Raw genomic sequence first — 18,884 nt, 5'->3', positions numbered from 1 at the left:
ATAAAAGTGCTAACGACCTGTTTTGATGTTAGTCCAAGCACGGGTCAAAGAGCGATCAAAGCGAGCCGTATGGGCGACCTGCACATAGAGTTTTGCTTTTACTTCTTCTGTTGGATAAATGCCTTTATTGTTAATAACTTCTTCGTCAAGTAAAGGGGTTGCCGAGGTATTAGGAACGGCATAGTAAACATAGTTGGAAATGTCCGCAGCCACTTGTGGTTTGAGAATGAAATTGATGAATTTTAGTGCGGCTTCAGGATGTGGTGCGTCAGCAGGAATGGCCATTAAATCGAACCATACTAAAGTGCCTTCTTCAGGGATAGTGAACTTAATATCCACTCCTTGACCCGCTTCTTCTGCGCGACCTTGTGATTGCAGAATGTCCCCGTTATAGCCAATTGCCACACAGATATCGCCATTGGCAAGATCGGAAATGTATTTGCTGGAATGGAAATACTTGATGTTATTTCGGGTTGCAGAGAGCAGTTTAGTGGACGCGTCGAGTTCGCCTTTGTCTTCTGAGTTCGGATCAACACCACGGTAATTATGCACAACAGACATCATTTCGGCAGGCGAATCTAATACGGCAATACCGCAATCAGCCAGCTTGCTCGCAATCGCTGGATCGAATAAGACTTCCCAAGAAGTAATGTTATCTGTCCCTAAACGCTCTGCCACCATTTTTGTGTTGTAACCTATGCCAATGGTGCCCCAAGCATAAGGTATATTGTGAACATTGCCCTTATCATGCTTTTCGATTTGCTTCGCCAGGGTTGCATCAATGTTGCCTGCGTTGCTCAGTTTGCTTTTATCTATGCTTTGATACACGCCAGCTTTTACTTGACGTTCAAAGAAAGAATTAGAGGGCATGACAACGTCATATCCTGAACCACCCGCCATCAGCTTGGCTTCCAGAACTTCGTTGCTGTCATACACATCGTAGTTAACCTTGATGCCGGTTTCTTTGGTGAAAGCTTCTAAAGTGCCTGGTGCCATGTAGTCAGACCAGTTGTAAATATTGACTACTTGTTCTGCAAGGCTGGCAGTGCTAAAAAAGCTGGCGGATCCTGCAAGTATTAGATTTATTGCAGTTTTTTTCATGTCAAAGTCTCCTCTGATGTCAACTGTGTTGACGGGTTCCGGTTGTGATATTTTTAGGTTTTAAAATCAGTCTCTAACGGACTTTTGTTGTTAGATCTTATAAATAGGCTTCATATTCCACATTGGAAATGCGACCGTATATTTTTTCTTGCTCCTGCACTTTTGCCGCGCTAAAGACGCGTACAAACTCTTCTCCTAAATAACTTTCCATAAAGCTGCTTTCACGAAATACTTCGGTGGCCAGCTCCCAACGATTTGGCAAATGTTCAAAGCGTTCTGACATGGCATAGGCATCACCTTCAATTGGTGCTGGCGGGGACATTTTCTTTTCAATGCCATGTAAGGCTGCGCCTAACACGGCAGCCAAGACTAAATAAGGATTCGCATCGGCTCCGGCAACTCTATGTTCGATGCGCCTTGCTAAATGTTCACTTTCTGGTATGCGCACTGCGACGGTACGGTTTTCATAGCCCCAGCTTGCGAAAGTAGGAGCATGAGCGCCATTTTGAAAACGTCGATAGGAGTTCAAGTGAGGGGCAAATACCAACATGGAATCAGCCATATGATTGAGCAGTCCGGCAACGGCTTGTTTTAGTAACGCTGAACCCTCATCTGTTTCATCATTAAACACATTATTGCCATCGCTATCTAATAAGCTGAAGTGTACATGGAAGCCATTCCCGCTTTTGTCCGCGTAAGGCTTAGCCATAAATGAGGCACCGAAGTCGTGTTGACGAGCCACACCTTTTATTAGACGTTTAAATAAAATAGCATGATCTGCTGCTAGCACCGCATCATTGGTGTGTTTCATATTGATTTCAAACTGGCCTGGTCCCAACTCAGAAATAATCGTATCGGCGGGAATTCCTTGTATCTTACAAGCCTCGCGAACCTGCGCGAAAAAACTTTCTAAGCCATCCATTTCTTCAATGGAATAGCAGTCGGTTTTACTCAGGCGAACACCATTGCCCTCGGTAATGATAGGGGGAGAAGGACGGCGTTGTGCTTCAGATTTACCATCCAGTAAATAGAATTCCAACTCAGTGGCGACAACAGGGGTATAACCGAGTGCTTTAAATCGGGCCACAATGCGAGTTAATAATTGTCGAGGATCTGGATAAAAAGGAGAACCATCTGGGTTGTGCATCATTGCCAGCACTTGATCACGTTCGGATTCTGCCCAAGGGACTGGAATGGGCTTATTGTGAACGGGTAAACAGATACCGTCACTGTCCCCGGTTTCAAAAACCAAGCCATTGTCCAGTACGTCATCTCCCCAGTGATCGAAACCAATCACAGACTGAGGGAGTTTTACTCCTTGTGACATGACGTTTTTTAAACCACTGGCTGGAATGCGCTTACCACGCAAATTACCATTTAAGTCGCTGATAAACAGATCAAACTCGTGATTTCCTTCATACATATCCGACATAAAAATTCTCTTATGGAAAAAGTAGTGTCTTGAGAGAGTCTTAAACAGACATAAAGTAGTCGAACATTACTTTTCAGTTCAGCTGCAAAGACCAAGTTCTCTCAACTTTTACTACCTTACTCTGATAAAGTAGTGGGAGTAACTATCCCCGAATGGGTATATTCATTAAATAGTGAGTTCAGACAAGATAAAAGCACTTATACAAAGATTGCGCTTGGCAGCAGTAACCCATGAGGCCACCAGACTATGTTAAAAAACGCGTTACAAGGTCAATTAGAATTTCCAGAGCTGATGAAAGACTTGTCTACTTTGACTAGCCTGATTCGTGTGCCAAGTTTTTTAAGTTCATTAGAACTTTTTCTTGGCAAGCTTTGCTATTTTGACACTATTGTTATTGTTACTTATAAGAAAAGTTTTAAGCCTATTTTGCTGTATCCCAGTGATCCTGCAGAGAAGAGTACAACGCTGCAATTGTATTTGAACCAAGCTTATTTGCTCGATCCTCTTTTTAACTCCATTAGTAATGGTATTGCACCGGGCACTTACCGTTTGGTGGATATGGCGCCTGATTCTTTTGAACAAACAGAATACTATCAAACCTGTTATCGAGACTTTGATCTGGTGGATGAAATTAATCTGTTGATCGATTTGGATAAAACAACGACTTGCGCTGTATCCTTAGGCAGAAAACGTGCAGTAGGCTCGATTCGACGTACAGAGTTCAATAATTTGAAGCGAGTTTTTCCCATGTTGGAGGCTTTGATTACGCAATTTTGGCTCGCACAATCCCATGAATTTACCAATCGCGCGCCCAGTTCAGGGCCTTTAAAATTGGCTCTCAAAACCTTTGGTCAAGGGGTTTTGACGGACCGTGAGCAAGAAATCTTAGGCTTATTATTAAAAGGACATTCTTCAAAATCCATCGCAGAGCAATTGGGGATCAGCGCAGGTACTGTGAAAGTACACAGAAAGAATATTCATGCTCGTTTGGATACCTCAACGCAATCAGAAATTTTTACATTATTTTTGAATCATTTGGATGCTTTAGACCGTGGCCAAAAAGAAAGTCACGAGCAAACCTCTTTATAGTTTGTTTTGCTCGTGAAGAAAGGTTCGTTCTTGATGGTTTAGATGCCGAGTTTGTCACGCAAATTGTAATACGCAGCGCCAATAGCAGTATAAGGAACCCTTAACATACGCCCTCCGGGGAAGGGGTATTGCGGCATGCTGGCAAACACATCAAATCTCTCTGTTTCGCCATCAATGGCGTCGCTCAAAATTTCTCCCATTAAATGAGAGTTGGTGACGCCGTGTCCAGAGTAGCCTTGAGCGTAGTAAAGATGATCACCTATCTTGCCAACTTGTGGCATACGCATCATGGTCAGTAAGAAGTTTCCTGTCCACGCGTAATCAATTTTGATGTCTTTGAGATATGGAAAGGTTTTCAGCATTTTAGGGCCAATGATGGACTCAATCTTACCCGGATCTCTGGCACCATAGGTGGTACCACCACCGTAAATAAGACGACCATCACCAGAAAGGCGATAATAATCCAATAGGTAGTTGCAATCCTCAACACATTTATCACTTGGTAGTAGACGTTCTTGTAGTGCTTTTGGTAAAGGTTCTGTGGTGATGACTTGAGTGCCACAAGGCATGGCTTTTTTCTCAACTTCCGGCAGCAAACCAAATACATATGCATTACCTGCCACTACAATCTTGTCGGCAATTACCTGACCTTGTGTGGTAACTACTTTACCTGGTTTACCTTCTTCTAATCGCATCACTTGAGAATCTTCATAGATTTCTCCGCCTAATTGTTCAAAGGCGTTTGCTTGACCCAAGACCAAATTCAAAGGTTGGATATGGCCTCCTTTTCGATCTAATAAGCCACCAAAGTAACGATCTGAACCAATATGCTGTTGAATGCTGTCTTGTGTTAGTAGCTCTAATTCGTTGTGACCATGAGCCTCCCATAAGGCTTTTTTAGCTTTTAATTCGCCAAATTGCTTTTCATTGCAGGCAGCAAAGATGTTGCCATGTTTTAAATCGCAGTCAATTTGATACTTTTCAATTCGGTGGCGAATTAACTCTGCGCCAGCAAAGGCCATTTTGGCCATTTTTTTGCCAATCTCGTCACCATAATGTTTGGTGATGTAATCAATGTCTCGATTAAAGCTGTTAACGATTTGACCACCATTGCGTCCAGAAGCGCCAAAACCAATTCGATTGGCTTCTAGAACGATCACATGTTTGCCTTTTTCAGCCAGACTTAATGCTGTAGAAATACCGGTGAAACCGGCACCTATGACGCACACATCACAACGTTTTTCGCCTGTGAGTTGCGGGCGTAAGGCTTTATCGTTTGCCGATGCTGCGTAATAGGAATTGGCATGAGTAGGGGATGACATAAGTGCACTCCTAAATGAGAAACCCATTGGTTTCAAAAAATTTATAACTTGATAAACAGAGTCTCGGCTTAAAGACGAATCCAGGTATTTTTAAGTTCTGTGTATTTTTCCAAGGCGTGCCAAGATTTGTCGCGACCATTACCAGACGCTTTCACACCACCAAAAGGCACGGTTGTATCGCCATCTCCCCAAGTATTGACCCACACCATGCCGGCTTCCAGTTTACGGCTCACTCGGTGAGCGCGTGAAAGATCTTGCGTCCATAAAGCCGCACCTAAGCCGTATTTGGAATCGTTTGCTAGGTTAATTGCCTCTTCTTCGCTGTCGAATGTCATCATGGCTAATACAGGGCCGAATATTTCTTCCTGCACAAAGGTCATTTGGTGATTCGCATTAGAGAAAATAGTAGGTTGAACATAAAAACCTTGGCCTTGGTGATATTCGGGTAAACCACCCATTTCCAGTTTGGCACCCTGCTGTAAAGCCGATTCAATAAAGTTGCTTACTCTATCTAATTGGGCTTTGTCTACTAATGGTCCCATGGTGGTTGCTGGATCTAAAGGGTCACCTGGCACGAATTGTTTGCTGGCTGCTAACAAGGCGGCTAAAAATTCTTGCTGGATACTGCTTTCGACATATAAGCGTGAACAAGCGATACAGACTTCACCTTGGTTAGTAAAAATGGCTCTTGCTGCTCCTTCGGCGGCGGCTTTTATGTCTTTACAATCGGCAAATACAAGGCAAGGAGACTTGCCGCCCGCTTCCAACCAAACGCGTTTCATGTTGGATTGACCTGCGTATTGCATCAGCAAACCGGCGACTCGACTTGATCCGGTAAAGGCTAATGTGCCGACATCATGGTGCAACGCAAGGGCTTTACCTGTGGTATGTCCAAAGCCTGGGAGAACATTAAACACACCATCAGGTAGCCCAGCTTGCGTTGCTAACTCAGCAATACGAAGGGCACTCAATGGGGATTTTTCTGAAGGTTTAAGAATCACGCTGTTGCCCGCTGCTAATGCAGGCGCTATCTTCCACATCACCATCATTAGTGGATAGTTCCAAGGGGTGATGATGGCCACCACCCCAAGGGGTTCTCGACTAATTAAGGCAAGATTGTCGGAGTTAGTTGGCGCAATTTCACCGTACAGTTTATCAATACATTCTGCTGACCAACGTAAGCAATCGATTGAATCCGGCACGTCAATTGAGACCATTTCAGAAATGGATTTGCCCATATCTAAAGTATCAATCAAAGCCAGTTCATCTGAGTGTTGTGCGATTAAATCGGCCCACTTTTGTAAAATTTGTTTGCGCTTGCCTGGTGCCATCGTTGACCAAATACCAGAAGCAAAAGTCGTTTTAGCCTGTTTAACTGCCGTATCTACATCGGCTTGATCACAACTGGCAACCTGAGCTAATAAAGATTCATCGGCAGGATTAATGCAATCGAAGGTTGCTCCACTTATGGCAGGACAAAATTGACCGTTAATGTAAGCCTGATTTGGCAAGGTCAAAGTGTTTTTTAATGCTTGCCATTCTTGATAGCTTTTCATGTTTGCTTCCTATTAGGCTAATGCGAAAACGCAGTATAACGAAGATGCTGTAAAACTAACTGAGTGACCAGACTGCTGACCATATCCCCAAGGTGGTATATCGATTTTTAATCTTGGTACTAAAATGCTTAATCATAATTACATAATGGCCTAATTCAATGTCTTTGATAGGGGGACTACTCCTTCATTGGATTGGATAAATGATTGGAGAATGGGTTATGTCTAAGGTCACAGTAGCAGCGACGCAAATGCAATGTTCGTGGGATAAAGAAGAGAATTTAGCGCGTGCAGAAAATCTTATTCGTCAAGCAGCAGAGCAAGGTGCTCAGATTATTTTGATTCAAGAGCTGTTTGAAACGCCTTATTTTTGTATAGAAATTCACGAAGGTTACCATGATTTGGCGACCACTCTTGAAGAGAATGCCGCTTTCAAGCAATTTCAGCAATTGGCCAAAGAACTCAATGTGGTGTTGCCTTTTAGTTGGTTTGAAAAGGCCGGTCAGGCACGTTTTAATTCCTTAGCCATGATTGATGCCGGAGGCGAACTGTTAGGTATTTATCGTAAAACCCACATTCCTGACAGTGATGGTTACTTAGAAAAATATTATTTCAGCCCAGGAGATACCGGTTTTAAAGTCTGGGATACGCAGTTTGGACGTATTGGTGTTGGTATTTGTTGGGATCAGTGGTTCCCTGAAACGGCTCGTTCTATGGCGCTAATGGGAGCCGACTTATTGTTTTTCCCCACGGCAATTGGCTCTGAGCCAAGTCAGCCTGACATGGACAGCCAGCCCCATTGGACGAATGTCATGTGTGGTCATGCCGCAGCAAACCAAACACCTGTGATTGCTTCCAATCGAGTTGGTGTTGAAAAGGCTCAGTACAGAGACTTGTCTTTGACCTTCTTTGGTTCATCCTTTATTTGCGATGCAAGCGGTGAGCTGGTGGCGCAGGCCAATCGAGACAGTGAATGTGTTTTACTGCATACTTTTGATCTGAATATTATTCAACAACAACGCAAAGCATGGGGACTGTTTCGAGACCGTCGCCCTGAACATTATGAAGTATTAAATACCTTGGATGGGCAATCGAAAAAGGGCGCGTGATATGATAACCACACCAAAGCAGGATGGTTTTTGGATGCCAGGAGAGCACAGTCCACAGCAATCTGTTTGGTTAGCTTGGCCGACCCGGTTAGATAATTGGCGGGAGCAGGCTGTACCGGCTCAGCAAGTATTTACACACTTTATCAAACAGCTGCAGACACAGGTGCAAGTCAAAGTCGCAGTGCTGCCAGAGCTTGTTAAGCAAGTAACAGAGCTTTTACCACAAGATGTTGAGGTACATGCTATTGCCTATAACGATGCTTGGATGCGTGACATTGGCCCGACAATGGTGATTAATCAAGCTGGGGAAATGCGTGCTATTAATTGGCAGTTTAATGCTTGGGGCGGTGAATTGGATGGCTTGTATCATGATTGGCAAGATGATCAATTAGTTGCCTCAGAAGTGGCTAAACGAGAGCAAGTTCAGCAATATGATGCGCCTTTTATTCTTGAGGGCGGTTCGATTCATTGTGATGGAGAAGGGACGCTTTATACCACTGAAGAGTGCTTATTGCATCCTAGCCGAAATCCGCATTTGTCAAAGGCGCAAGTGGAAGAAAATCTTCGAGAATATCTGGGGGTTGAGAAAGTCATCTGGTTGCCGAAAGGGCTATACAATGATGAAACCAATGGGCATATAGATAATCTGTTACATCTTGTTCGTCCTGGAGAAGTCATGTTGACTGTCTGCGAGGATGCTGACGATCCGCAATATGACATCAGCATGATTGCGCTAGACATTTTGCAAAATGCAAGGGATGCGCAAGGGCGTAAAATCAAAGTCTATATCTTGCCTATGCCTGGCCCTTTGTATATGTCTGAAATGGAAGCAAGGGGCTTGGTACAACCCGACCGCATGGTGCGAGAGGCGGGTGAAAGATTGGGGGCGTCTTACGCTAACTTCTTAATTTGTAATCAGGCCATTTTTTATCCGCTTCTAGACACACAACAAGATGCAAAGGCGGAAAAGGTTTTTGCTCAAGCTTTTCCTGATCATAAACTCATTGGAATCCCGGGAAGAGAAGTGGTGCTAGGTGGTGGTAACCTTCACTGTATTACCCAACAAATCCCTGCTTAGAATCAAGACCCTGATAGAAGAATAAAAAGTCTCTAAGGCCATTCTTAGAGACTTTTTATTGATCGCTTTGCTGAGGGTGTTAACCATTCCCCATGTCGAACATGGAATCAATGTCTTGACTGGAATAGCTTTTGAAAGCCCACATGGTGTCGGTTTTTTCAATGCCAGCAATAACTGCAAGCTTTTCGGTGATTAAATTGGCGATTTCGTCATTAGAGCTGGCTTTTAAAACCGCGACTAAGTCCCATTGCCCCGTGACGGAATAGACATCCATTACTTCTGGGTACGCCATTATTTCATTTGCAACCCGATTGACCTCTCTTAGCGGGGCGTTAATCAACATGATACAAGTAACCATAGGGGTCTCCTCCTTAAGGAAATAAAGGCAGATTTTAACCGTTTGTTGGGGCGCTTATGAAAAAACTTCTTCATATTGTTATGAAGAGGTTTTTTCATTTCTTGAACTGTATCATGAAAGATAGTGTTAAGACGCTAATTTCGGAACACTAACGCCCACATAGTGCTCAAAAGTACGAACAATTTCTGCCTCACTTAGATTCTCAGCAATGATCACAATACGCGATCTATGATCGTCAGAAGGCCATTCTGGCATGATCACAAAAGGATGAGTGACTTGCTGAACACCATGAATAATGACAGGTTGACCTGGTTTTTCCTGAAACTCAATGATACCTTTGATACGCAAAATATTTTCTGCTCTCATGGTACTCATCAATTCTAACCAATAGACAAGTTCGGCTTCTGGTAGCGGGTGATCAAAAATTAAGCAATAAGAGCGGATTTTTCCCGCATGATGAGATAAGGGGTGCATCACAGCATTGGAAAGCGAAAAAGTCTGTTTTGCTAAAGGGATATAGGCATCAATGCTGGCCGCTTCAACTTGCCATTGATTTGGCCCTTTTTCAGGTATCTCAAGGATACGTTGCGCTGCGATTTCACCATTAAAAATCAATTCACAACTGGCGGCTGGATTAACCAATTTCAGTTCTTTTTCTAACTTTTGAGTGATGCTTTCTTCCACCAGATCAGACTTAGTAATAAACAGCTTTTGCGCGATGGAAATCTGTTTTACTGCTTCGGTGTGCTTCTTCAAGGTGGTAAGGCCATTGACGGCATCTACCAGTGTAATGACTTGTTGTAGATGAAAATGCCCCGTAACGCCGCTGTCTATTTGAAAAGTTTGGACAATTGGCATAGGGTCGGCAAGCCCTGTGGTTTCAATCATGACACGAGAAAAAGGCGCGATGTCGCCTTTTTCTTGCTTTTCATAAAGCTCCATCAGAGTGTCCACCAGATCACCACGAACCGTACAACAAATACAACCACTTTGTAGGAGTCTCAGGTTTTCCTGACTTTCTTCCACCAATAAATGGTCCAGTCCAACTTCACCAAATTCGTTGATAATCACCAGTGTATTGGCCATATCCTCTTGGTTAAGTAGCTTGTTTAAAATCGTGGTTTTACCGCTACCAAGGAACCCTGTGAGCAGGGTCACAGGGAAACCGTTTGAAGGTGTTATGTCATTCATTAACTAACCTCGTGTACCAATTTACCTGCAAAATAGGTCGACAATACTTGAGTGTCAGAGACTTGATCCATGGAAATATCAAACAGATTGTCTTTTAGAACCACAAAGTCAGCGGATTTACCTGGTTCCAAGGAGCCAGTTTCTTTTTCCAATCCCATGGCTTTAACTGGCCCCAAGGTATAGGCGTATAAAGCTTCCTCAAGAGACAGTCCTTGCTCTGGCCACATTTCCCCGGGTACCTGACCACTTGGGTCTTTACGAGTAATGATACCTTCCATTCCAATCCAAGGACTTGGGTCTGGTAGTACAGGCCAGTCGGACCCTGCCGCGATAAGTACCCCTTTTTCTAACATGAGCTTGTTCGGGAAAGAGTGAGTGACTCGTTCTTCCGGTAAGATGGTTTTTAATTGTTCAACAATCATTCCCGGGAACCAGATCATGGGTGACAAGTCAGCGACCACATTTAATTCTGCAAAACGTGGAATATCGTCATGACTGACATAACCCGCATGTGCGATCTGATGTTGCCATTCGCCGCCATTAAAATTACGTACCACTTCAATAGCATCTAAGGTGGCACGTACAGCATTATCACCCGTGCAGTGAATTTTCAGACTGATGCCTTCACTCTCGCAATCGGAAATGACTCGTGCCAGTTGTGGTACAGTCATAAAGTTATCGCCACGGAAACAACAGCCAAATTTATCGGTCGGTAGGTACGGATCAAGCATGGCGGCAGTGTGTGTTGTAGGCACACCATCCATAAAGAGTTTACCAAAATCAGGACGGAAGTATTCGCTACGATATTCATCGCGCAAATTGAATAGGGATTTACCCCATTCGTCACTGGCGAATGGCCCTTGTAAAACTGGTATGGAAGCTACTACCCAAGCGGATAGTTTGTTTTGATCTACTGTATCCTTGATGCTGTCCATAACGGTACGATTGGCTAAGGGTTCTTGAATACAAGTAATACCAAGGGCATTCAGTCTTTTGAAGGCATGGGCAGTCGCTTGAACATTTTGCTCGCTCTGAGCTTTGATGGTTTCTATTACAAGGTCTTCAACTAAGGCTGAAGCAGATTCTAATAACAGTCCTGTTGCTTCACCTGTGTTTGCATCTCTAGCTATGGTGCCGTTTTCGGGTGACGGTGTATTATCGTCGATACCGCAAATTTCAAGACCGACTTTATTGGTCCAGCGGTTATGGTGTGATTCATCTCTAAGCATCACTGGACGACCTTGTGAGGCTTCATCCAGTTTCAAACGATATTCAAGGTTGATTTGATCTAGTAAATGACTGCCAAAGATACCACCGACAATCCATTCACCTTCAGGAGTGTTCGCTGCAGCTTGCGCCACAACACCAATAATCTCATCTAATCCTAAGAAGGGTGGAAAGTTCGCTTCAAATAATTCACCTCTTCCGCCAAAGACAAAATGGTTATGGATATCAGCTAACCCTGGCATAACCATTTTGCCTTGAAGATCAATTTTATTTGCATCTTTAGCATAAAGACTTTCCAGCTCATTTGCTGAACCAACCGCAAGGATTTTATTGTCTTTAATTGCCATGGCCTCGGCCCAAGGCTGTTGCTTATTGACCGTATAAATTTTGGCATTAGTAAAAAGGGTAGTTGTCATTGATGTAACCTCGTAATGTCTTATGCTCTTAGGCTAAGTCTTGAAAAAAAAAGTGGTTAGCCAAAATTGGCAAAATGTAGATTTTTCTATGAGTGATCAAAGCTAAAGTGAAAGAAGCGCTAATGAGAAGGGAGGCTCAAAAGCGCTTGGACGCTTACACAATAATGGGGGTATGGATATAAAGATTAGAAAACAGCGCCAAGACGAACCGCTAAGTTATAACCTTCTGCTCGATTTTTAGCATTAAATTCTTTATAAGCATGGAAAGAAACAGTTGGTAGCCCAGGTTTCATAAAGCTGGCAGCCGGTCCTACTGCCGCTACTTCGCCCTTGTTGCCATCTGTAATGGCATTGCCAGTATAACCACTATAGGTTTTGTCGTCGGTAAATTGGTTGAAGTAATAACCGCCTACACCAAGAGTCCAAGCGCCAACGTGCTGTCCTATGCCAAAGTCGTAACGAAGACTGCTGCCGCTTTTGTAATCTGTGTCTTCGTTTTTGGTGTTAACATTAAGTTCAATGAAGGAAGACACTTCTAAGCCCGTTTGATTTATGTAGGTGAAACCAAAGGAAGGGGCAATTGTCCAATGATTGACACCAGAATTAACAAACTTGTTTTGGTCATAATCGCCGGTAGGGGCTTGAATACTGAATTGGGCATTCATTGCCAGATTAGGTGAGGGTGTCCATCCCAGAATCAAAGGAGTAATGAACATATCGCCTTGACGGAAGACCTCCCCCTCGTTTTGAAATACTGGCGTGTTGCCATTGAAAATCGTGATATCACCGTCTAAATTCAACATGGGCATAATGACAGAGAAACCATACTTGCCACCAAATAATTCAGTGTCTGTCATTTTCATATAAAGTATAGAAATTGCTTGAACATCTAGGGAAAAATCTCGTCCAGAGAATTTATCACCATTGCCATCTTTTTGAGTATCAGTCGTGTAATAAGCATAACGAAGACCAAAAAGGCCAATATCAGATTCTGGTGGTAAAAAACCGGAACCAAAATCATATGTCCCCATTGGGGTAATGGTAATGCCATTTTCAGATGCATTTGCTGACAGGCTGAATCCCGCCGTGATAGCTGTGGCTAACGCACAAGAGATAATTTTATTTAGTGGTTTCATCAGTTGTTCCTATATTTGCGAAATAGTTTTTTTGCTTTTTTATTACTTATTTCACATTAACAACTGAAACAATTGTGGGTTATCCGATTTTGGCACAATTCATATGTGCGTTTTTTAACGTTTGAGAGGGAAGCTCATCAAATAGGGTGCGATATTCAGCGGCAAAACGACTGAGGTGCATAAAGCCCCATTTTGATGCAATGTCCTGCACTGATGTCTGTCCATCCGCTTGGCAAAGCTCTCTATGAGCGGCGTTAAGGCGGATTAAACGTAAGTAAGCGATAGGGTTAATGCCTAGGGTTTGCTGAAAGCAATATTGCAGTTTACGACGGCTGGTTCCAAGTATACTGCACAGCTCAAGAATGCTGGGAGCGGCTTCAGTACAGCTTAAAACATACTCTCGTGCTCTATCGACTAATTTCTTTTGGGCCATTGGAGTAAGATGCACTTCATGTTGATGATCTGAAAGGTCGATTACAGATTGAAGAATCGTGTCATGAATACTCGATTGAATGCCGCTATAGTGAAGAAATGGAGAGGTTTTTTGTGGGTCAAGCAAGCTGTTTAATAAGCCAGTCATGTTATTTTTTTCAGCTTGAGCAGCATAGTTGTCAATGGGGTAAATCTGTGATTTTTCTAAAAATTGTGGGTCTAAGTTTTGGTTGTTTAGATACTCAAAGATTTTTGCTTTATTAACACTGACACACAACACACTGAAGTTTGTAGAGGTCTGAATTTCTGGTAAATCATCTGCTGGTGAAAACAAGAAATTATCGGAAGAAAATTTACGGCCGTCACAATAAAACGTCTCTTCAGCTTGATTGGTTGGCATGCTAAAGGTCAGGCTATCTTCATTTAACATGCCGCGTTTTATGATGGATTGGTTAGTAGTCTCTCTGATCAGGTCAATGCCCATGATGGATAGCTGATCAATGCGCCCTTTAAATTCTCCGGAGGAAATTTGATCGTAATGAGCATGCCAGTTATTAGGTAGAGCAAATTCATGCTCATGAACACCTTCTGTTTGAATACTTTTAAAAGCTAATTCATTGGTGCTTAAGGTATGGTGATGTTCTATCAAGGTGCACTCCTGATCACTGAATTCTTGTAATTATTTTGGCTCTCATTACGAATTTGTAACAAAATTGACGCTAAATTGCCAAAAAAGGATACTTTTTATTTCAATTGAATAGTGTTATAAGTTTTTGCTGTTAAAACTTACCTGTTAGTAAGGTAAGATCTAGCTTAATTCATACTCTGGTGATGCAAAAAGTAATCCAAATATGACGACTTGCTAACAAAAAAATCATTATTTTTCTGCAAGTAACTCAAGTGGCCAAAGAAAGGTGACAGGCGGCATGGTCGTTTTGTTTTTAATCCTTTGCTCTGCTATGGCAAAGAGAGTTATCCACACGCTGACCCCTACATGGATGTAGGGGGTTAGAGCAACGCAGGAGTAGGTTGTTGTAGTCAGTGGACTTGTTCGCACCTTCCCTAGTGAGAACCGCATCATATAAAACAGTAGCAATGGATTATAAGGTATGGATTATGTTTGATAATCATCTTTGGCCCCCAAGTTTTATCAGACCATTGAGTTGGCTGTGCTAAAAATGTGTGTAGACTGAGACAAGAAAAGCGTCACAAGATGAAGGTAATAATGAGACACTTAAAGGGGATTTTAACCTTAGTATTGCTGGCGGTTGCTTATCACTCTCACGCAGAATTTCGATCATTAGATTCTTTTCAATCAGGATCGGATTGTTACGACAGAAACGAAGAACCTTATACAGCCATTGTGGATACTCATCTGCATTATCGTCCTTTTGATGGTCGTGCAATTCCCTTTCAGCAGGTCAATGATTATTTGCGCAAAACCAGCGTTCGTTTTGCTAATGTGTACGGAATTGGACAAATGCTTCCCGCTTTATCTAGTTGTCAAAATTATTTGAAATGTCCAGGTACACCTGTATTACCGACCACTCGTAATGATATGGTGAATGCGGCTAATCTCATAGAGTACACACCTAGAGATTTGCACCTCACGCTTTCCATGACCTTTACTGATCTCTCTAATCCTGAATCAACTTTAGACATTATGCGTCTCTATGACCGGGAGTATCCTGGGTTATTTCGCTGGATGGGGGAAGTGAATTTGGTGAAACAGGCGCAGTTCAATAACCATCATGTTGCAGCGACACCTGAAGATATCACTCTATGGGCGGGTTTTATGTCGGAATTGGCGCAGCGCGATATGCCGCTTACCATACATGCTGATTTGGGGGTGAAAACGAATGCCACACTTTACTTGCCGCTTATGGAACAGGCATTAACCTTGTACCCTGATAATAAAATTATCTGGGCGCACATGGGAATTTCCTATGAACAACTTAATGTTTCAGCTGAGCAGCATATTGCCATTTTATCAAACCTGTTGAAGACCTTCCCAAATCTGTACTTGGATATTTCTTGGCGAGTTCTAGAAGATCATTACTTTAGTAAAAAAGGCAATAGGGCGCAGTATGTGGCCTTTTTAAATCGTTTTTCTGATCGTATTTTACCTGGGTCAGATTTCGTTGCATTTCGTAATAATCGCTTCGAGGTTTACCAACAAGAATTAGAGGTAACGGGACGTATTCACCAATATTTGAACGATGAGGCATTTCGCAACATTGCGTTGGGACAGAATTATTTTGATCTACTGAAATTAGAGTATGTAGCGCCTTTGGTATGCCTTCAGTAGCTTCCTTAACAATCATGAGACCTACTTGTCTTGCCATTTATGAAGGGTTTTTAATTGTTCCAATAAGAGTGATTTATTGTTAGGTGTGAGTTCACTGTAAAGTTTTAAAATGAGCTGGGCGTCTTTACTGATAATAATGTCGCCACACTTTTTTTCATTAGGTTTGGGAAAAGGGCTTTTTTCGCTTGGAGTATTTTGTGCATTGAGTAGGAAGTTTACGATATCACCTGGAGCTTGTTCGCTGGCAGCGTAGATAATCGAGGGTTTGGTATTGAGTGCTTTTGCCAGTTTCCAAAGCACTTTTTGTGATGGTTGGCGCAAACCTTTTTCTATACGTGACACATTGCTGGTGGCCATATCTGCTTCCAGTGCGATTTGTTCCTGAGTCATTTTACGTTGTAAGCGTAAGACTTTGATAACCTGTCCAATCTTCATGACGAGATTATCCTTTTGGACTGACAGAAACGACAAAACCTGTGAGGCAATTTATTTGACTCTGGTTGCCTTTTTGGCAATATTTGCCTGCGGTTTTGTCTGTATGACAAATAAGGGTATTGCAATATCAACGTTTTCAATTCGTAAAGCAGGGAATGGCTTATGGAAACAGGTTTTTGGAGCATTAAGCATGATTGGCGTGAGTTAGATCAAGATGGTGCTTTATTCTTCTTACTAGATGCAAATTTTTCGCTCATTTCATGCAACTCTTTTGTTTAAAATATTCTTCTAACTCGTTGTTATAACAGGATTATAAAATTTTTTATCAATTGCTTTTGGTCTTCAGAGAAACAAGATACTTTTTTTAAATGTAATTGAAAAGCATATGTAAGAAAGCCATTTCGTTTTTGTTGGAGTTGAATGTCATGCTGAGTCTTTCGGTAAAATTGAGTACAGAATGGATACAGATTGCCGAAAAGGAACATTTTAGTTTCAATTCAGAATGACAACTTTATAGAAGTCGACAAGGTTTTTTTAGACGTCCTACTATGACTCACTTGCTACAGCAAGATTTGATCAAAAATAAGTTAAATCTGGTTTATCAACTTTAAATTAGATCGATACTTTGTTCAGAAGCTCCCGAATGAAATATCGATCAATCTTATTCAAATAATAATAAGCCTAGCGCAAACATTAGATGTCACGCCATTTACTGAAAGGGTTAAAACTCATAAGCAATTGGCCGAGTGAGTGGCTCTGGGTTATTGCGTCGTTCAAGGCTTTTTCTATTCTCCGCCTTTATCTTTTGGCGATCTTGAGCATTGGATAAAGGCGAGAACCTCTGAATTCCTAAGTTAAGAAGCAAATCATTGTCATAAGATGATTTGGTGTCTTTGGTCAGAAATACTTCTGGTTAGACTTTTTACGTGCGCCGGTTGGCCTTCAATTAGGGCTTGCCGGTGAATTTATTTGTCGCTTTGGAATCATTTTTAATCTGCAAGAAGGAAAATGAAATGCTGAGAAAAATGAATATAGGGTCACGATTGTTTGCTGCTTTTTCAGTGATATTGTTGTTACTGATCATATTGGGTGGGGTGGCTATAGCCACCATGAAAGACATACGCGCCAAAACGGAAGTGATTGAAGGGGACATTCTGTCGGCGATTTCCAGTCTAGGTGATATGAACAGCAATTTAATGCGGGTGAGAATTTTTACATTACGCCTCTTAAATGACAATGATGAACAGAGTAAGAATAACACTTTTGCAACTTTACGGCAGATTAAACAAGAAGTTGAGCAATATCAGCAAGAGTATAAAGCACATATTCAAGTAGAGAGTGAACGTAAGTTATTTGAGGACTTTCTTGATCTAGAAAAAGACTATTTTGTGCTACAACGACAAGTGTCTGAGTTGGTAATGATGAGTGATACAACCAGTCTTGATACCTTGATTCCTAAGATGAATTTAGCGGCAGATAAGATGGTGAAAGCTCTTAAAGCCATCGTTGCCGAAAATCGTCGTATTGCTGATCAAGCGAGTGATGAAGGGCTACAGGAATTTCAGGCGAGTTTTGTGTTAATTAATATTATTGTGGCTTTAGCGGTTCTGTTTGCTGTGACGATTGCAATATTATTAGCAAAAAGTATTAATCGACCACTGCAAATGGCGATGCATTCTGCTGAAGTGATTGCTGAAGGCGATTTGACACAATCAGTCGTACTTGAGGGTAATGATGAAGTTACCAGACTGAGCAAAGCCTTGATGCTGATGCAAACCAACTTACGTTCAGCCATCCTTCATATTGGCAAATCCTCCAGCCAATTGGCATCTGCTGCTGAAGAGCTGAATTCTGTAACGGATAATTCTACTCAAGGTTTGCAATTACAGAGTAATGAAATTCAACAAGCTGCAGCGGCCATCAATCAGATGAGTTCCGCGATTGATGAGGTGGCGAGAACCGCTCAAACAACGTCACAAGATTCTATTGAGTCTTCTCGATTGGCTTCAGAGGGCAAGCAAAAAGTCAGTGAAACGACTAAGGTGATTGTGGATATGAGTCATGAAATGCAATCCAGCACTGGCGTGATAAACCAATTGGCGGAGCAAGTGACTTCCATTGGGCAAATTTTAGATGTGATTCGTGCAGTGGCGGAACAAACCAATTTATTGGCACTTAATGCTGCAATTGAAGCGGCCCGAGCGGGTGAGGCTGGGCGAGGTTTTGCGGTAGTGGCTGATGAAGTTCGCAGCCTTGCTCATCGAACTCAAGAATCAACCGAAGAAATTGAAACCATGGTGCGTGAAGTTCAATCGTCAGCGAATGCTGCCGTGACGGCTATGCAAAATGCCACCATGAAAACGGATCAAGCACAGCATGTGGCTGCAGAAGCGGCGACAGCATTAGAACAAATTACCAGTCGCATTGCTGCGATTAGTGATAGTAATCATATTATTGCCAGCGCTGCAGAACAACAATCTACTGCAACAAGAGAAGTTGATGATAATATTGCGACCATCAGTGATTTGTCTTCACAAACGGTGAACGGTGCCAATGAAACCAATGCCAATACGGCAGAACTGACGCGTTTGGCTGTTAATCTGAACGAATTAGTGGTGAAGTTTAAAGTATAAGGCGATTCGATTTCTGGGCTTTGCTCTAATGAGAAAAAGAGTTTAAAGGCTGATCTTACAACCA

The 18,884-nt window shown here is 42.4% G+C and carries 15 protein-coding genes; 5 read left to right on the top strand and 10 right to left on the bottom strand.

Annotation, left to right across the window (positions count from 1 at the left end; genetic code table 11):
• Positions 1–9: 9 nt before the first annotated feature.
• Both ABXS85_RS06910 and ABXS85_RS06905 read right to left on the bottom strand, forming a co-directional pair.
• Positions 10–1,101, bottom strand: coding sequence for a polyamine ABC transporter substrate-binding protein (locus ABXS85_RS06910; protein WP_353669304.1), 1,092 nt, complete (start codon positions 1,099–1,101; stop codon positions 10–12).
• A 97-nt stretch (positions 1,102–1,198) separates the two neighbouring features.
• Complete coding sequence (locus ABXS85_RS06905; protein ID WP_353669303.1) at positions 1,199–2,533, bottom strand: glutamine synthetase family protein; 1,335 nt, start codon at positions 2,531–2,533, stop codon at positions 1,199–1,201.
• Between the two features lie 246 nt (positions 2,534–2,779).
• Between ABXS85_RS06905 and ABXS85_RS06900 the strand changes: the two genes are divergently transcribed.
• Positions 2,780–3,622: a helix-turn-helix transcriptional regulator gene (locus tag ABXS85_RS06900; RefSeq protein ID WP_353669302.1), complete on the top strand. Its 843-nt coding sequence runs from the start codon at positions 2,780–2,782 to the stop codon at positions 3,620–3,622.
• Between the two features lie 38 nt (positions 3,623–3,660).
• On the opposite strand, the gene ABXS85_RS06895 is transcribed toward ABXS85_RS06900, so the two are convergent.
• Both ABXS85_RS06895 and ABXS85_RS06890 read right to left on the bottom strand, forming a co-directional pair.
• A complete protein-coding gene (locus tag ABXS85_RS06895) occupies positions 3,661–4,944 on the bottom strand; it encodes an FAD-binding oxidoreductase (RefSeq protein ID WP_353669301.1) in 1,284 nt (427 codons plus the stop codon).
• A 68-nt stretch (positions 4,945–5,012) separates the two neighbouring features.
• A complete protein-coding gene (locus ABXS85_RS06890; protein ID WP_353669300.1) occupies positions 5,013–6,500 on the bottom strand; it encodes an aldehyde dehydrogenase in 1,488 nt (495 codons plus the stop codon).
• 218 nt (positions 6,501–6,718) lie between these two features.
• On the opposite strand from ABXS85_RS06890, the gene aguB reads away from it, so the two are divergent.
• Positions 6,719–7,606, top strand: coding sequence for an N-carbamoylputrescine amidase (gene aguB / locus ABXS85_RS06885; RefSeq protein ID WP_353669299.1), 888 nt, complete (start codon positions 6,719–6,721; stop codon positions 7,604–7,606).
• Position 7,607: 1 nt separating this feature from the next.
• The gene (gene aguA / locus ABXS85_RS06880; RefSeq protein ID WP_353669298.1) at positions 7,608–8,684 is read left to right on the top strand and encodes an agmatine deiminase; all 1,077 of its coding nucleotides are present in this window, start codon (positions 7,608–7,610) and stop codon (positions 8,682–8,684) included.
• 79 nt (positions 8,685–8,763) lie between these two features.
• On the opposite strand, the gene ABXS85_RS06875 is transcribed toward aguA, so the two are convergent.
• The 5 genes from ABXS85_RS06875 to ABXS85_RS06855 all read right to left on the bottom strand — a co-directional run bounded on the left by ABXS85_RS06875 (position 8,764) and on the right by ABXS85_RS06855 (position 14,093).
• Positions 8,764–9,042 carry an Lrp/AsnC ligand binding domain-containing protein gene (locus tag ABXS85_RS06875; protein WP_353669297.1) on the bottom strand — a complete coding sequence of 93 codons (279 nt, stop codon included), beginning with the start codon at positions 9,040–9,042 and terminating at the stop codon, positions 8,764–8,766.
• A gap of 126 nt (positions 9,043–9,168) precedes the next feature.
• Entirely contained in the window at positions 9,169–10,233 is a 1,065-nt protein-coding gene (locus tag ABXS85_RS06870; RefSeq protein ID WP_353669296.1) for a GTP-binding protein, read from the bottom strand.
• Positions 10,233–11,876, bottom strand: a complete 1,644-nt coding sequence (locus ABXS85_RS06865) for an amidohydrolase (protein ID WP_353669295.1) — start codon at positions 11,874–11,876, stop codon at positions 10,233–10,235. Before ABXS85_RS06865 ends, ABXS85_RS06870 begins: the two co-directional genes overlap by 1 nt.
• 185 nt (positions 11,877–12,061) lie before the next feature.
• Complete coding sequence (locus ABXS85_RS06860; RefSeq protein ID WP_353669294.1) at positions 12,062–13,012, bottom strand: transporter; 951 nt, start codon at positions 13,010–13,012, stop codon at positions 12,062–12,064.
• A 79-nt stretch (positions 13,013–13,091) separates the two neighbouring features.
• Complete coding sequence (locus ABXS85_RS06855; RefSeq protein WP_353669293.1) at positions 13,092–14,093, bottom strand: helix-turn-helix domain-containing protein; 1,002 nt, start codon at positions 14,091–14,093, stop codon at positions 13,092–13,094.
• Positions 14,094–14,669: 576 nt separating this feature from the next.
• On the opposite strand from ABXS85_RS06855, the gene ABXS85_RS06850 reads away from it, so the two are divergent.
• On the top strand, positions 14,670–15,752 hold the full coding sequence (locus ABXS85_RS06850) for an amidohydrolase family protein (protein ID WP_353669292.1): 1,083 nt from the start codon (positions 14,670–14,672) through the stop codon (positions 15,750–15,752).
• Between the two features lie 21 nt (positions 15,753–15,773).
• On the opposite strand, the gene ABXS85_RS06845 is transcribed toward ABXS85_RS06850, so the two are convergent.
• Positions 15,774–16,187: a helix-turn-helix domain-containing protein gene (locus ABXS85_RS06845; RefSeq protein ID WP_353669291.1), complete on the bottom strand. Its 414-nt coding sequence runs from the start codon at positions 16,185–16,187 to the stop codon at positions 15,774–15,776.
• A gap of 1,013 nt (positions 16,188–17,200) precedes the next feature.
• Between ABXS85_RS06845 and ABXS85_RS06840 the strand changes: the two genes are divergently transcribed.
• Complete coding sequence (locus tag ABXS85_RS06840; RefSeq protein ID WP_353669290.1) at positions 17,201–18,820, top strand: methyl-accepting chemotaxis protein; 1,620 nt, start codon at positions 17,201–17,203, stop codon at positions 18,818–18,820.
• The last annotated feature ends 64 nt before the right edge of the window (positions 18,821–18,884 follow it).

The organism is Marinomonas sp. THO17, from assembly GCF_040436405.1.
GTDB lineage: Bacteria > Pseudomonadota > Gammaproteobacteria > Pseudomonadales > Marinomonadaceae > Marinomonas.
This window is presented reverse-complemented; position numbering and strand designations above follow the sequence as displayed.

Coding starts and splice junctions, on each gene's coding strand:
- ABXS85_RS06910 (WP_353669304.1), bottom strand. CDS start 1,101: ATGAAAAAAACTGCAATAAATCTAATACTTGCAGGATCCGCCAGCTTT.
- ABXS85_RS06905 (WP_353669303.1), bottom strand. CDS start 2,533: ATGTCGGATATGTATGAAGGAAATCACGAGTTTGATCTGTTTATCAGC.
- ABXS85_RS06900 (WP_353669302.1), top strand. CDS start 2,780: ATGTTAAAAAACGCGTTACAAGGTCAATTAGAATTTCCAGAGCTGATG.
- ABXS85_RS06895 (WP_353669301.1), bottom strand. CDS start 4,944: ATGTCATCCCCTACTCATGCCAATTCCTATTACGCAGCATCGGCAAAC.
- ABXS85_RS06890 (WP_353669300.1), bottom strand. CDS start 6,500: ATGAAAAGCTATCAAGAATGGCAAGCATTAAAAAACACTTTGACCTTG.
- aguB (WP_353669299.1), top strand. CDS start 6,719: ATGTCTAAGGTCACAGTAGCAGCGACGCAAATGCAATGTTCGTGGGAT.
- aguA (WP_353669298.1), top strand. CDS start 7,608: ATGATAACCACACCAAAGCAGGATGGTTTTTGGATGCCAGGAGAGCAC.
- ABXS85_RS06875 (WP_353669297.1), bottom strand. CDS start 9,042: ATGGTTACTTGTATCATGTTGATTAACGCCCCGCTAAGAGAGGTCAAT.
- ABXS85_RS06870 (WP_353669296.1), bottom strand. CDS start 10,233: ATGAATGACATAACACCTTCAAACGGTTTCCCTGTGACCCTGCTCACA.
- ABXS85_RS06865 (WP_353669295.1), bottom strand. CDS start 11,876: ATGACAACTACCCTTTTTACTAATGCCAAAATTTATACGGTCAATAAG.
- ABXS85_RS06860 (WP_353669294.1), bottom strand. CDS start 13,012: ATGAAACCACTAAATAAAATTATCTCTTGTGCGTTAGCCACAGCTATC.
- ABXS85_RS06850 (WP_353669292.1), top strand. CDS start 14,670: ATGAGACACTTAAAGGGGATTTTAACCTTAGTATTGCTGGCGGTTGCT.
- ABXS85_RS06845 (WP_353669291.1), bottom strand. CDS start 16,187: ATGAAGATTGGACAGGTTATCAAAGTCTTACGCTTACAACGTAAAATG.
- ABXS85_RS06840 (WP_353669290.1), top strand. CDS start 17,201: ATGCTGAGAAAAATGAATATAGGGTCACGATTGTTTGCTGCTTTTTCA.